Genomic DNA, 12,069 nt, shown 5'->3' on the forward strand with positions numbered 1-12,069 from the left:
GTCACATCCTGAAGACGCCGTAGGACACGGGCGGCAAGGGCGCGCCCGCGCAGACCGAGAGTGCCAGCGCCAGTGTGGTTCTGGTGTCGGCCGGGTCGATGATGCCGTCGTCCCACAACCGCGCGGTCGAGTGGTAGGGGTTGCCCTGCTCCTCGTACTGCGCGCGGATGGGGGCCTTGAACCGCTCCTGGTCCTCTTCGGTCCACGGCTCACCCGATGCGGAGTGCTGGTCGCTGCGCACGGTGGCGAGGACCGACGCCGCCTGTTCGCCGCCCATGACGGAGATCCGTGCGTTCGGCCACATCCACAGGAAGCGAGGTGAATACGCGCGCCCGCACATCGAGTAGTTGCCCGCGCCGTAGGAGCCGCCGATGACCACGGTCAGCTTCGGCACCCGAGCGCACGCGACGGCGGTGACCATCTTGGCGCCGTGCTTGGCGATGCCGCCGGCCTCGTACTCTCGGCCGACCATGAAGCCGGTGATGTTCTGCAGGAACAGCAACGGGATGCTGCGCTTGTCGCACAGCTCGATGAAATGTGCTCCCTTGACGGCGGATTCGCCGAACAGCACACCGTTGTTGGCGACGATGCCGACGGGGTGTCCCGCGATGTGCGCGAAGCCCGTCACCAGCGTCGTGCCGTACTCGGCCTTGAACTCCGCGAACTCGCCGGCGTCGACCAACCGGGTGATGACCTCGTGCACGTCGTACGGCGTGCGCGGATCGGTCGGGACGACGTCGTAAAGCTCGGTCTGGTCGGCCGCCGGGCGTGGCTCGACGGTCTCCCACGGCGTATCGGACTTCGGCCCCAGCGTGGCGACGATCGCGCGGACGCGGCGCAGCGCATCGCGGTCGTCGGCCGCGAGGTGATCGGCCACGCCGGAGACCTTGGCGTGCACGTCGCCGCCACCGAGCTCCTCCGCGGTGACGACCTCGCCGGTCGCGGCCTTCACCAACGGCGGACCACCGAGGAAGATCGTGCCCTGGTTCCGCACGATCACGGCCTCGTCGCTCATCGCGGGGACGTAGGCACCGCCGGCGGTGCAGGAGCCCATGACGGCCGCGATCTGCGCGATGCCCTGCGCGCTCATGGTCGCCTGGTTGTAGAAGATGCGGCCGAAGTGCTCACGGTCGGGGAACACGTCGTCCTGCATGGGCAGGAACGCGCCGCCGGAGTCGACCAGGTAGACGCAGGGCAGCCTGTTCTGCAGCGCGATCTCCTGCGCACGCAGGTGCTTCTTGACGGTCATCGGGTAGTAGGTGCCGCCCTTGACCGTGGCGTCGTTGGCCACCACCATCACCTCGCGGCCGGCCACCCGCCCGATCCCGGCGACGACGCCGGCGCCGGGGCACGCGTCGTCGTACATCCCGTTCGCGGCCAGCGGGGCGACTTCGAGGAACGGGCTGCCGTCGTCGAGCAGCGTGTCGACGCGGTCTCGCGGGAGCAACTTGCCGCGCTCGACGTGACGCGCCCGGGCCTTCTCGCTGCCGCCGCGCGCCGCCTTCTCCGTCGCTGCCCGCAGGTCGTCGACCAGCGCCAGGTGCGCATCGCGGTACGCGCCCGTCCTCACCGTCATGTGCCACCGTCTCTCGGTTAATCGCCCTTAACCAAGACGGTAAACGATGATTAACCGAAAGTCCACGAGCCCGGGCTCACTCGACGAGGCGGCGGAACCGACTTCCCTGGAACACGATGGGGGCGACGCCGCTGTGCACGTCCAGACCGTGGATCCGCAGGAGCACGATCGCGTGGTCACCGGCCGGAATCTGCTGCTCGACGGTGGTGTCCAGCCACGCCGAGGCGCCCTCGACGAACACGGCGCCGTCGTCGCTGGTGCGCGTGGTCAGCCCGGCGAACCGATCGCCGGTCTTGGCGGCCAGGGTGCGCACGGCGACGTCGTGCGCTTCCCCGAGCACGCTGATGCCGAGGTGCGATGCCGCCGCCAGGCGTGGCCACGTGCTGGACGTGTTCTGGATGCAGAAGGCGACGAGGGGCGGGTCGATCGACACCGAGACGAAGCTGCTCGCCGCCAACCCCACGCGCTCGCCGTCGATCTGCGCCGCGATCGCGACGACCCCGCTGGGAAACGTGCCGTACGCCCGGCGCAACGTGTCCTGGTCGAGGTCGGTGGTGGAGGCGAGGCTCATGAACTCCACGGTAGGGCCGCGCTCATCCTGCCGCCACCACCCGCGGGGGTGGACCGTGCAAGGTCACAGGCAGGGGGTTCGGATCACCGTGAGCGGGACCCGCGCTACTCGCACGCCGGGGTCCGGCTCATTCACACCGCACGATAGGCACGGGGTCGTACTTCACGGTGCGGGTGGTGCGGGAGAGTTCGGCTCCGGTGGTGGCATCGGAGACGACGCGGGTATCGCTGGTGGTGAAGCCCGGCGCGCCGCTCGACGCGATGCACTGCGGCCCGCGCGGCAATCGGATCGTGTCCGGCGAGGTCGGTGCGGACCGGGATCCGGTGATCGACTCGACATCGACGGTCTTGGTGCCCCAGATCCGGACGGTGACGGACGACGAATCGGCGAACGATTCGATCACCGCGCCGGTCTCGAAGGGGTTCCGGAACTTCAAGTCGATCGCGCCCTCGAACACCGTCGCCTCCCGCGCCTCGGGGTAGCGGGAGATGTAGTAGCTGTGCTCGGTGTGCTCGACATCCTCCATCCCGGCGAAGTAGGAGGCGTTGTAGAGCGTGGTGGCGAACTGGCTGATTCCGCCGCCGACGGCGCGGTCCGGCCGACCGTTGTCGATGATGCCGGACTCCACGAAGCCCTGCGCCGTCCCGCGCGGGCCGGTGTAGCCGTTGAGCGAGAACGTCTCGCCCGGTGCCACGACGGCACCGTTCACGATGTCCGCGGTCAGCCCGATGTTCACGCCGGACGCGTATTCGAAGCCACCGGTGGTGTACTCGGCCACAACTTCTCGGATGCCGAGGCCGTTCGCCTGCTCGGTGGTCACTGCGGGTGCCTGCGGTCCGTACTGCGCGTCGACCGACCGCGCGGGCCCGTCCGCGGCCAGCAGGTCGGGGAGGTTCTCGAGCGTCTGCGGCCACTGCACGGCCACGCCCTCCTGCGACGGCACGACGACGGGCCGTCCCGACGAGAAGTCGAAGCGCGCGTTCACCGGGCGCGTCTCCGTCTCGGCCAGTCCGGGCGCGAGGATGCGGATCGCGGCGTCGGTGTCGTAGACCGGGTCCAGCCCGCCGTCGCCGTTCGGCTCGAACCGCAGGACCTCACCCACCCGCTCGGGCGGAAGCGTGGTGGTGGCGCTCTCCCGACCCGTGACGACGACGGGGGCGGACACGGCGGGTGCGGCCACCTCGTCGACGGCGTCCCGCACGCCCTGCTCGGTGACGGTCACGGCCTGCTCGTCGTAGGGGAGGTCGACGGTGTCGCCCGACGCCCAGTCCCGTTCGAGGGTGGTGGCGGCCGCGTCGACGTTCAGCGTCCGGCCCGTCACCGGCAGGACCAGAACCGGTGTGGCGGCGTCGAACACCACCCCGCCCTCCGCGGGCGCCCGGTCCACGGCGGGACGGAGGTTCTCGACGGCGGCGGTCAGGGCGGCGTCGTCGACCGAGGAGACGACGCCGATCTCCCGCGAGCCGAAAAAGGACGTCAATCGCGTGATCGGCGACAACGGCTGGTCACCCGCGCGGTCGAGGGTGCCGACCCAGTCGATGCCGAGGCCGGCGGCGGCCGGGACGATCTCGGCGGTGGCGTCGTCGGCACGCACGGTGACCGGCTGGTCGGCGCGGGAGCCGAGGCGATCGCGCAGCAGGGCTTCCGCGTCCTGCGGGCTCCGGCCACCGACGTCGACCCCGGCGACGGTCACGCCGCGGGGGATGTCACCGCTGGAGGTGAACCAGTCGACCGCGTAGAGCGCGACGCCCACGGCGACGACGGCGCCGGCGACCACGGCCACGGGCTTCCACGCCGACGACGTGCGCGAGTGTTGCTGATTCACGGCCCGAGCCTACCGAGAAGGCCCCGCAGCGCTGCCGGGTCGGGGGTCGGGCAGCGCTGCGGAGCCACCCCCTCTATCGGGGCGGGTCGGGAAGCGTTACAGCGGCCGTTCAGGTCGTGAACGGCTCCCCTGTTCCGGTTCGGCGCCCCCGATCGGGGGAGCCGGATCGCAATCGAGGAGCCGCTCGTCAGGATGCCCAGTCGACCTCGTCGGCCAGGGCGAGCAGCCGCCGCCGTCGGGTGTCGTTCGACTCCCCCACCCACGCGACCCGTCCCAGGACGTACGCCCGGAAGTCGGGCACACCGTCGTGGTTCTGCGCCGCGGCACCGGTCCGACGGCAGTTGTGGAGCAGGGCGCGCAGCGCGTCGTACTCCTCCCGCGGCACCTGCGGGGACACGTTGACCACGAGCCCGGTCATCGATTGGCGCCGGTGGGAGCGTCGTACCCGCGTCTTCGCCTCGTTCGGGGTGAACCCCTCCTGCCGCAGAATGCGGTCGACGGTGCCGATCACGGTCCGGACGTCGGTGGACGACGGGCCGGAGAGGGCCAGATCGTCGGCGTACCGGGTGTAGGCCAGGCCCCGAGCGCGGGCGAGTCCGGCGAGACGGCGGTCGACGCCGCGTGCCACGAGGTTGGCCAGCGCCGGCGACGTCGGTGCGCCCTGCGGGAGGTGCCGCCCGCGGAGGTCGGTCGCCTCCCGCCAGGGCAGCGGCCGAGCCTCGTCCACGGGCAGGGACGTCGTGCAGATGCCGGCGAGGACCGCGGCGACGGCATCGGGATAGCCGCATGCGGCGAAGACTCCGCGGATGCGCGCGAACGTGATGGTCGGGAAGAAATTCCGCACGTCCATCCGGATCACGACGTCCTGCTGTCGATGCGGGTCGGCGAACGTGTGGACGCCGCGGCCTCGCCGGAATCCGTGGGCGGCGTCGTGCGGCTCGATGCGCTCGACGATGCGACGGAGGACGCGGCGCTGCATCTCGCGCAGCCGCGGCTTCGGGATCTCGAGAAGGCGGTGCGCGCCGGCGCTCTTGGGGATCGTCAGCGCGCGGTAGTGCCGAAGCGGAGTCGGTGCGCGGCACAGCCGACCCTGCAGATCGGCGAACCAGTCCAGCTCGTCGAGGGTCACGTCCAGGGAGGCGGCGAGCTCGGCCGCCGACGCATATCGCGGCACGTCGAACCGCCACGGCCGCACCACCAGCGGAGCCCGCGGTATCGAGATGCGCGGCGGCGGACCGGGAAACCCCGCCTCCAGCAGGACGCGGACCGCGATGTCCACGGTGTACGGCGCACCGGTGATCGCGTCCATCAGCCGTCTGCGCAGGGTGTCGACATCGAGGAACCCCCCGAACGGCACCAACATCTCGTCGAGCGCGGCGCGTGTCCATGCGGTGTCGACCAGCAGCGGCGCGATCGCCGGAACGTGGTGGCGGGCCCAGTGCGGGTTCTCCGGCGGGGGAGTCACGGTCGCGAGCGGCAGCGGGACCGGGGCGACCATGCTCTCCCGTCGGCGGCGCAGCGCAGCACGCGGAGCGTGCATTCCTGCGTCGGACGCAGTGATCGGCTGTGTTCTCGTTCCCGGGGGTTGCCCCCGAGACGGGTGACCGGCCGCGAACTCCGGTCGACCCCACTCTCGCCCCGGCACCGCTGCACGCGGCCCATGGTGCCACAGCAGCCGCATGTCGGTGCAGCACGAAGGGACCCGGCCACCCCTCGTAGCCGGGTCCCTTCGTGTACGCGAGAACCGGTCAGGCGGCCTCGACGATGGCGGTGATCCCCTGACCGCCGGCAGCGCAGATGGAGATCAGGCCGCGGCCGGACCCCTTCTGCGACAACATCTTCGCGAGCGTGGCCACGACACGACCACCGGTCGCGGCGAACGGGTGGCCCGCCGCGAGCGAGGAGCCGTGCACGTTGAGCTTGCTCCGGTCGATCGAGCCGAGGGCGCCGTCGAGTCCCAGACGCTCCTTGCAGTACTCGTCGCTCTCGAAGGCCTGCAGCGTGGCCAGCACGACGGAGGCGAAGGCCTCGTGGATCTCGTAGTAGTCGAAGTCCTGCAGCGTGAGGCCGTTGCGCTCGAGCAGACGCGGGATCGCGTAGGTGGGGGCCATGAGGAGGCCGTCCTTGTACGAGCCGTTGCCGTGGACGTAGTCGACGGCCGCGAACTCCGAGTCCACCAGGTGGGCCAGCACGGGAAGGTTGTGCTGCTCCGCCCACTCGTCGCTCGACAGCAGGACGGCCGACGCACCATCGGTGAGCGGCGTGGAGTTGCCGGCGGTCATGGTGGCGTCGCCCAGCGAGGTACCGAAGACCGGCTTGAGCTTGGCCAGCTTCTCCTCCGACGAATCGGGGCGCAGGTTGTCGTCGCGGGTCAGGCCGAGGTACGGGGTGATCAGGTCGTCGAAGAACCCGGAGTCGTAGGCCGCGGCCATGTTGCGGTGGCTCGCGGCGGCCAGGGCGTCCTGGTCCTCACGGCGGATGCCGAACTCCTTGGCGGTCTCCGCGGCGTGCTCGCCCATCGACTTGCCGGTGCGCGGCTCGCCGTTGCGCGGGATCTCGATGCCCAGCATGGACGGCCGCACGTTCGCGAGCAGCTTGAGGCGATCGGTGGTGCTCTTGGCGCGGTTCAGCGTGAGCAGGAACTCCCGGAGCTCGTTGTTGACGCCGATGGGAGCGTCCGAGGTGGTGTCCACGCCGCTGCCGATGCCGGACTCGATGCGGCCGGCCGCGATGGCGTCGCCGACCGCGATCACGGTCTGCATGCTCGTGCCGCAGGCCTGCTGCAGGTCGAACGCCGGGGTGTACGGGCTCAGGGCGCTGCCGAGCACCACCTCGCGGGTGAGGTTGAAGTCGCGCGGGTGCTTGAGGACGGCACCGCCGCCGACCAGGCCCAGCCGCTCGCCCTGGAGGTTGAACCGACTCACCAGCCCGTCGACGGCGGCGGTCAGCATGTCCTGGTTGGACGCGTTCGCGTACGCCTTGTTCGAGCGGGCGAACGGAATTCTGTTGCCACCGAGGATCGCGACGGGGCGCTTCTCTGTACTGGTCACTGGTTCGTTCTCCCTGTGCGCGGAGGGTACGGCCGCCTTGTGGCCGCATCGTCGTGGACTCTATTCTTACTCACCGGTAAGTTACTTGTCGACACCACCCGACAAGTCGCGAAACACGACATCCCCGAGACACGAAGGTGAGACATGGCAGCCACCAAGGGAGCCCCCGACCTCTACTCGCAGTTCCTGTCCTCGGCGCCCGGCGCGTTCCTCGCGAAGCAGGCCGGACTGCCCCAGCCGGAGACGCTGCGTCGCTACCAGCCGGGTGAGCCGCCGCTCGCCGGACCGATCCTGATCGGCGGCAGCGGACGCCTCGCGGAGCCCCTGCGGGTCCTGCTGTCCGACTACCCCGTCGCCAGCGCGCACGACGACAAGCTGGGCGCCCTGGTCTTCGACGCCACCGGCATCGCCTCCATCGAGGAGCTCGAGCAGCTGTTCCAGTTCTTCTCCCCGAACATCAAGCGTCTCGGCCCGTCGGGCCGCGTCGTGGTGCTGGGCACCACGCCGGAGGAGACCTCGTCGGTCGACGAGCACATCGCCCAGCGTGCGCTCGAGGGCTTCACCCGCAGCGTCGGCAAGGAACTGCGTCGCGGCGGCACCTCGCAGCTGGTCTACGTCTCCTCGGACGCCGCACCGGACCTGTCCGGCGTCGAGTCCACCCTGCGCTTCCTGCTCTCGGCCAAGTCCGCCTTCGTGTCCGGTCAGGTCATCGCCGTCGGCAAGGACTCGTCCACCGCTCCCGCGTCATGGGACAAGCCCCTCGAGGGCAAGGTCGCCCTGGTGACCGGCGCCGCGCGCGGTATCGGCGCCACCATCGCCGAGGTCCTCTCGCGCGACGGCGCCCACGTCATCTGCGCGGACATCCCCGCCGCCGGCGAGGCACTGTCGGAGACGGCCAACAAGGTGGGCGGAACCTCGCTCGCCCTCGACGTCACCTCGCCCGACGCCGCCGACGTCCTGGCCAAGCACGTCAAGGAGCGTCACGGCGGCCTCGACATCGTGGTGCACAACGCCGGCATCACGCGCGACAAGCTGCTCGCCAACATGGACGACGCCCGGTGGAACTCGGTCATCGGCGTCAACCTCGCTGCGCCGCACCGCATCACGTCGTCGTTGGTGAAGTCCGGCACGCTGAACGAGGGCGGCCGCGTGATCGACGTGTCCTCCATCGCCGGCATCGCGGGCAACCGCGGCCAGACCAACTACGGCGCGTCGAAGGCCGGCGTCATCGGCATGGTCCACGCCGAGGCTCCCGAGCTGGCGAAGAAGAACATCACCATCAACGCCGTCGCTCCCGGCTTCATCGAGACCGCGATGACCGCGGCCATCCCGTTCGCCACGCGCGAGGCGGGACGACGGATGAGCTCGCTGCTGCAGGGCGGCCAGACCGTGGACGTGGCCGAGACCATCGCCTACTTCGCGAGCCCCGCCTCCAACGCCGTGACCGGGCAGATCGTGCGCGTGTGCGGTCAGTCCCTGATCGGAGCCTGACGTGGGTGACGTGATCACGCTCGACGCGCCGCCGCGCATTCGCGACGTCTACGCGCGCGCCGCGCTCGACTCGGTGCCGATCATCGGCGGCGGCAAGCGGACCCGGTCGGTGCCGAGCACGACGCTGAAACTGGCCGGGGTGCAGGTGGATCCGGACAACCTGGCGGCCTACTGCCGGGTGACCGGGCTGCGCCTGACCGACGCGCTCCCCATCACCTACCCGTTCACGCTGGTGTTCCCCACCGTCATGTCGCTGATGGTGTCGAAGGATTTCCCGTTCGCCGCCATGGGTTCGGTGCACGCGGAGAACGTGATCGAGAGCCTGCGTCCGGTGTCGGTGCTGGAGCCGCTCGACATCACCGTGCACGCGGAGAACCTCCGCGAGCATCGCAAGGGTCTGCTGATCGACCTGATCAGCGAGGTCGCCGTCGGGCGGGAGACGGTGTGGCGGCAGACCTCGACGTTCCTGTCGCTGCAGAAGACCTCGCTGTCGGGCGGCCCGCGTGAGGCGCCGCCGGCCGACGAGGTTCCGCCGCCGCCCCTCACCACGCTGCGTCCGGACCAGAAGGTCATCTCGAAGTACGCCGCGGTCTCGGGTGACCGCAATCCGATCCACGTCTCGTCGTTGGGCGCCAAGGCCTTCGGGTTCCCGCGCACCATTGCTCACGGGATGTGGAGTGCCGCGGCCGTGCTGGGGGCGGTCGACGGACGGATCGCGGACTCGACGACGTACTCGGTGAAGTTCGGCAAGCCGATCGTGCTGCCGGCGAAGGTCAACGTCTACGCGGACCAGGCGGGCGAGCGCGGCCGGTGGGACCTGGCTCTGAAGCACCCGAAGAAGGGCTACCCGTTCCTGACGGGCACCCTGCGCTGAGCGAGACGCAGCGCCGATTCACGTGAGACACGGTCACCCTGCGGGGTGGCCGTGTTTCTCGTTCGTCAGGACGCGCGCAGACCCCGCCACGCGAGCGTCTCGAGCAGCTCCGTGGCCTGGTGGACGTCCACCTCGCCCCCCGCCACGCGGTCCGCGACGGCCTCACCGGCGCCGACCAGCGCGACGGCCATCAACCCGAAGTCGTGCTCGGGCCCCGGATCCTTCGTGCTCATCTCCAGCAGCGACGCCGTGAGCGCGATCAGGCGGTCCCGACTGCTCTGCACCTGTCCCGCGAACGCCTGCTGACCGATGGCCTGGCGGTAGAGGACCATCCACGACGAGCGGTGCTGGTCGACGAACGTCAGGAACCCCACCAGGGCCTTGCGGAGCTGCTCGCGCGGACTCAGCGACGGGTCCGCCGCCGGGGTCATGGCCTGGACGAATTCGAGGCCCTCACGGTGAATGCAGGCGGCGAACAGCTCGTCCTTGCTGCCGTAGTACAGGTACAGCATCGGCTTCGAGATCTGCGCTCGCGCGGCGATGGAATCCATCGACGTGGCGTGAAAGCCGTTCTCGGAGAACACCTCGATGGCCGCGTCGAGCATCTGCTGTTCGCGGACGGCGCGCGGCAACCGCTTGGTTCCGCCTGCCATGCGCCCTCCCGCGGTCTCGGTGCAGCCCCCGATCTTACTCGACGGTCAGCTCGCTCACACGCAACCCGGGGCGGCCTTCGCCCGCAACACGGTGGCCACCTTCCGGTTCACCTGATCGTCGGTCAGCCGGCCCGCCGCCACCGCGTCCTCGAGGCGGTCCAGCACGTCCGGGACGGCGTCCGTCGTGATCCACAACGCGACGTCGGCACCCGCGACGAGTGCCGCCTCCACCGCCTCCTCGATGCCCAGCCGAGAGGTGATGGCCGCCATGCCGGACAGGTCGTCGGTGAAGATCGGTCCGTCGAACGGCGCCGCGCCGTACCCGGCGCCGTCGCGCAGCAGCGCCATCGCCGCGGGGCTGATGCTCGCGGGTTCGCCCGGGGCCGTCAGCCCGGGCACGTCCAGGTGCCCCACCATGGCACCGACGCCGGGGCGGGCCAGCTCGCGGAAGGGCACCAGATCGCGGGTCTGCAGATCGCTCAGGGGTGGGGTGGTCACAGCTCCGGTGTGCGAGTCACCCGACGCCGCACCGTGACCGGGGAAGTGCTTGATCACCGGGAGCACACCGGCGTCGCGCAGGCCGCGCGCCGCCGCATCGGCGTAGGCGACGACGGTCGCCGGATCGTCGGAGTAGGACCGATCACCGATCACGGTGTCGTCCGCTTGCGAGCTGACATCGACGTCGGGAGCGAAGTCGACGGTGATCCCGAGGTTCCGCAGTCCCTCCCCACGCTCGCGCCACATCGCGTAGGTCTGCTCCGGCGTCATGGTCGCCGCGGTCTCCCGTGCACTCGGGATCGATCCGAGCACGTCCTCCGCCCGCGAGACCCGACCGCCCTCCTCGTCGATGGTCACCATGACGGGCACCGATGCGGCCTCCTGCACCTGCGCGACGCCACCGCCGGCGAGCATGCTCGGCTCGGTCCAACTGCCCACGAACACCCCGCCGACCTGCTCGGCGCGCACGACCGCGAGAGCGTCGTCGGTCCCGGTGACGCCGACGGTCAGCAGTTGCGCCAGCCGCTGTCGTTCGGTGAGGGCGGCCACCGCCTGCGCACAGGTGTCGGTGGTGTTCGGGTCTGCGGCCGGTGACGTAGTCGACTGAGCCGCCGGAGCCGCCGACGACGACGCCACCGCCGCGGGAGACGGGGCGGAAGGCTCCGGTGCGTCGGTCTGCGACCCCGAGCCACAGGCCGTCAGCGCGACGGTCGACACGGCCAGGAGAGCGGTCAGGCGGTATCCGGGCATGTCCGAAACGTTATCGCGATGGCCGCGCGGACGATGCGGTGCGCCGGTAAGGTGCAGGCCACGACCCCCATCCCCGTCGGGAGGACCGCCATGTCCTGTGACGTCATGTTGATCGCCTACGACGGGTCGGACAACGCCCGCCGCGCCGTCCAGTACGCCGGGCGCTTCCTCCAGGCCGAGCGGGCCATCGTCGTCACCGCCTGGGAACCGATGGTGCGTCAGGCCGCCCGCATGTCGGGATTGTCGGGCGTCATGGCCCCGGAATGGTTGCCCGACGAGACCACCGAGGACATCGCGCTCTCCGACGCGCGGGCCACCAATTCCGAGGGACTCGAACTCGCGGCGCGAGCCGGAATCAACGCCGACGGCCGCTGCGAGGAGTCGCACTCCGCCATCTGGACCACCATCGTGGAGGTGGCCGACGAGGTGAACGCCGACATCATCGTCACCGGCACCCGCGGTCGCACCGGACTTCGATCGCTGTTGCAGTCGTCGGTGGCCGATCTCGTGCTCAAGCACAGTCATCGCCCCGTTCTCATCGTTCCGCCCGGCCGGTGACACCCGGACGGCGGGCCGTCCTGGTACGTTGAGCGCGTGAAATCCGCAGCCGTGAGCGCCCTGGTCGGAGCTGTGCTGGGGGTCGCCGTGGTCTTCGGCGCCACCGCCGCCGCCTCGTCGAACAGCCGTCCCGAGATCGACCGGTCGGGCAACGCGGATTCCTCGCTGCTCAATCAGGTCGAGTACGGCAGCCGCTGACCGCTCTCGGACCCGTCGGCGCTGC

The 12,069-nt window shown here is 70.5% G+C and carries 11 protein-coding genes; 4 read left to right on the forward strand and 7 right to left on the reverse strand.

Annotated features, from left to right (window positions below; all coding sequences use genetic code 11):
- Window position 1: 1 nt before the first annotated feature.
- The 5 genes from RC2_RS08355 to RC2_RS08375 all read right to left on the reverse strand — a co-directional run bounded on the left by RC2_RS08355 (window position 2) and on the right by RC2_RS08375 (window position 7,022).
- Window positions 2–1,576, reverse strand: a complete 1,575-nt coding sequence (locus RC2_RS08355; RefSeq protein WP_068145176.1) for a carboxyl transferase domain-containing protein — start codon at window positions 1,574–1,576, stop codon at window positions 2–4.
- Window positions 1,577–1,652: 76 nt separating this feature from the next.
- Window positions 1,653–2,147, reverse strand: coding sequence for a flavin reductase family protein (locus tag RC2_RS08360; protein ID WP_068145283.1), 495 nt, complete (start codon window positions 2,145–2,147; stop codon window positions 1,653–1,655).
- 127 nt (window positions 2,148–2,274) lie between these two features.
- Complete coding sequence (locus tag RC2_RS08365; protein WP_072681270.1) at window positions 2,275–3,972, reverse strand: VanW family protein; 1,698 nt, start codon at window positions 3,970–3,972, stop codon at window positions 2,275–2,277.
- 187 nt (window positions 3,973–4,159) lie between these two features.
- Window positions 4,160–5,512 carry a reverse transcriptase family protein gene (locus tag RC2_RS08370; RefSeq protein WP_139277317.1) on the reverse strand — a complete coding sequence of 451 codons (1,353 nt, stop codon included), beginning with the start codon at window positions 5,510–5,512 and terminating at the stop codon, window positions 4,160–4,162.
- 208 nt (window positions 5,513–5,720) lie between these two features.
- A complete protein-coding gene (locus RC2_RS08375; RefSeq protein ID WP_068145182.1) occupies window positions 5,721–7,022 on the reverse strand; it encodes an acetyl-CoA C-acetyltransferase in 1,302 nt (433 codons plus the stop codon).
- 144 nt (window positions 7,023–7,166) lie between these two features.
- Between RC2_RS08375 and RC2_RS08380 the strand changes: the two genes are divergently transcribed.
- Both RC2_RS08380 and RC2_RS08385 read left to right on the forward strand, forming a co-directional pair.
- On the forward strand, window positions 7,167–8,513 hold the full coding sequence (locus RC2_RS08380) for a 3-oxoacyl-ACP reductase (RefSeq protein ID WP_068145184.1): 1,347 nt from the start codon (window positions 7,167–7,169) through the stop codon (window positions 8,511–8,513).
- A 1-nt stretch (window position 8,514) separates the two neighbouring features.
- The gene (locus tag RC2_RS08385; protein ID WP_068145187.1) at window positions 8,515–9,387 is read left to right on the forward strand and encodes a MaoC/PaaZ C-terminal domain-containing protein; all 873 of its coding nucleotides are present in this window, start codon (window positions 8,515–8,517) and stop codon (window positions 9,385–9,387) included.
- Between the two features lie 65 nt (window positions 9,388–9,452).
- Here the strand turns inward: RC2_RS08385 and RC2_RS08390 are convergent, their stop codons facing one another.
- Both RC2_RS08390 and RC2_RS08395 read right to left on the reverse strand, forming a co-directional pair.
- Window positions 9,453–10,040 (reverse strand): TetR/AcrR family transcriptional regulator, encoded by a 588-nt coding sequence (locus RC2_RS08390; protein ID WP_068099303.1) that lies wholly within the window; start codon window positions 10,038–10,040, stop codon window positions 9,453–9,455.
- Window positions 10,041–10,094: 54 nt separating this feature from the next.
- Window positions 10,095–11,288 carry a glycoside hydrolase family 3 N-terminal domain-containing protein gene (locus tag RC2_RS08395; protein WP_068145190.1) on the reverse strand — a complete coding sequence of 398 codons (1,194 nt, stop codon included), beginning with the start codon at window positions 11,286–11,288 and terminating at the stop codon, window positions 10,095–10,097.
- 90 nt (window positions 11,289–11,378) lie between these two features.
- Between RC2_RS08395 and RC2_RS08400 the strand changes: the two genes are divergently transcribed.
- Window positions 11,379–11,846, forward strand: coding sequence for a universal stress protein (locus RC2_RS08400; protein ID WP_068145290.1), 468 nt, complete (start codon window positions 11,379–11,381; stop codon window positions 11,844–11,846).
- Window positions 11,847–11,882: 36 nt separating this feature from the next.
- Window positions 11,883–12,044 (forward strand): DUF2613 domain-containing protein, encoded by a 162-nt coding sequence (locus RC2_RS08405; RefSeq protein ID WP_072681274.1) that lies wholly within the window; start codon window positions 11,883–11,885, stop codon window positions 12,042–12,044.
- The last annotated feature ends 25 nt before the right edge of the window (window positions 12,045–12,069 follow it).

This window comes from Rhodococcoides corynebacterioides NBRC 14404 (genome assembly GCF_001894765.1).
Classification (GTDB): Bacteria; Actinomycetota; Actinomycetes; order Mycobacteriales; family Mycobacteriaceae; genus Rhodococcoides; species Rhodococcoides corynebacterioides.

What these genes read in the sequence shown, in the direction of transcription:
- RC2_RS08355 (WP_068145176.1), bottom strand. Translation starts at nt 1,576, where the DNA reads ATGACGGTGAGGACGGGCGCGTACCGCGATGCGCACCTGGCGCTGGTC.
- RC2_RS08360 (WP_068145283.1), bottom strand. Translation starts at nt 2,147, where the DNA reads ATGAGCCTCGCCTCCACCACCGACCTCGACCAGGACACGTTGCGCCGG.
- RC2_RS08370 (WP_139277317.1), bottom strand. Translation starts at nt 5,512, where the DNA reads ATGCACGCTCCGCGTGCTGCGCTGCGCCGCCGACGGGAGAGCATGGTC.
- RC2_RS08380 (WP_068145184.1), top strand. Translation starts at nt 7,167, where the DNA reads ATGGCAGCCACCAAGGGAGCCCCCGACCTCTACTCGCAGTTCCTGTCC.
- RC2_RS08390 (WP_068099303.1), bottom strand. Translation starts at nt 10,040, where the DNA reads ATGGCAGGCGGAACCAAGCGGTTGCCGCGCGCCGTCCGCGAACAGCAG.
- RC2_RS08395 (WP_068145190.1), bottom strand. Translation starts at nt 11,288, where the DNA reads ATGCCCGGATACCGCCTGACCGCTCTCCTGGCCGTGTCGACCGTCGCG.
- RC2_RS08400 (WP_068145290.1), top strand. Translation starts at nt 11,379, where the DNA reads ATGTCCTGTGACGTCATGTTGATCGCCTACGACGGGTCGGACAACGCC.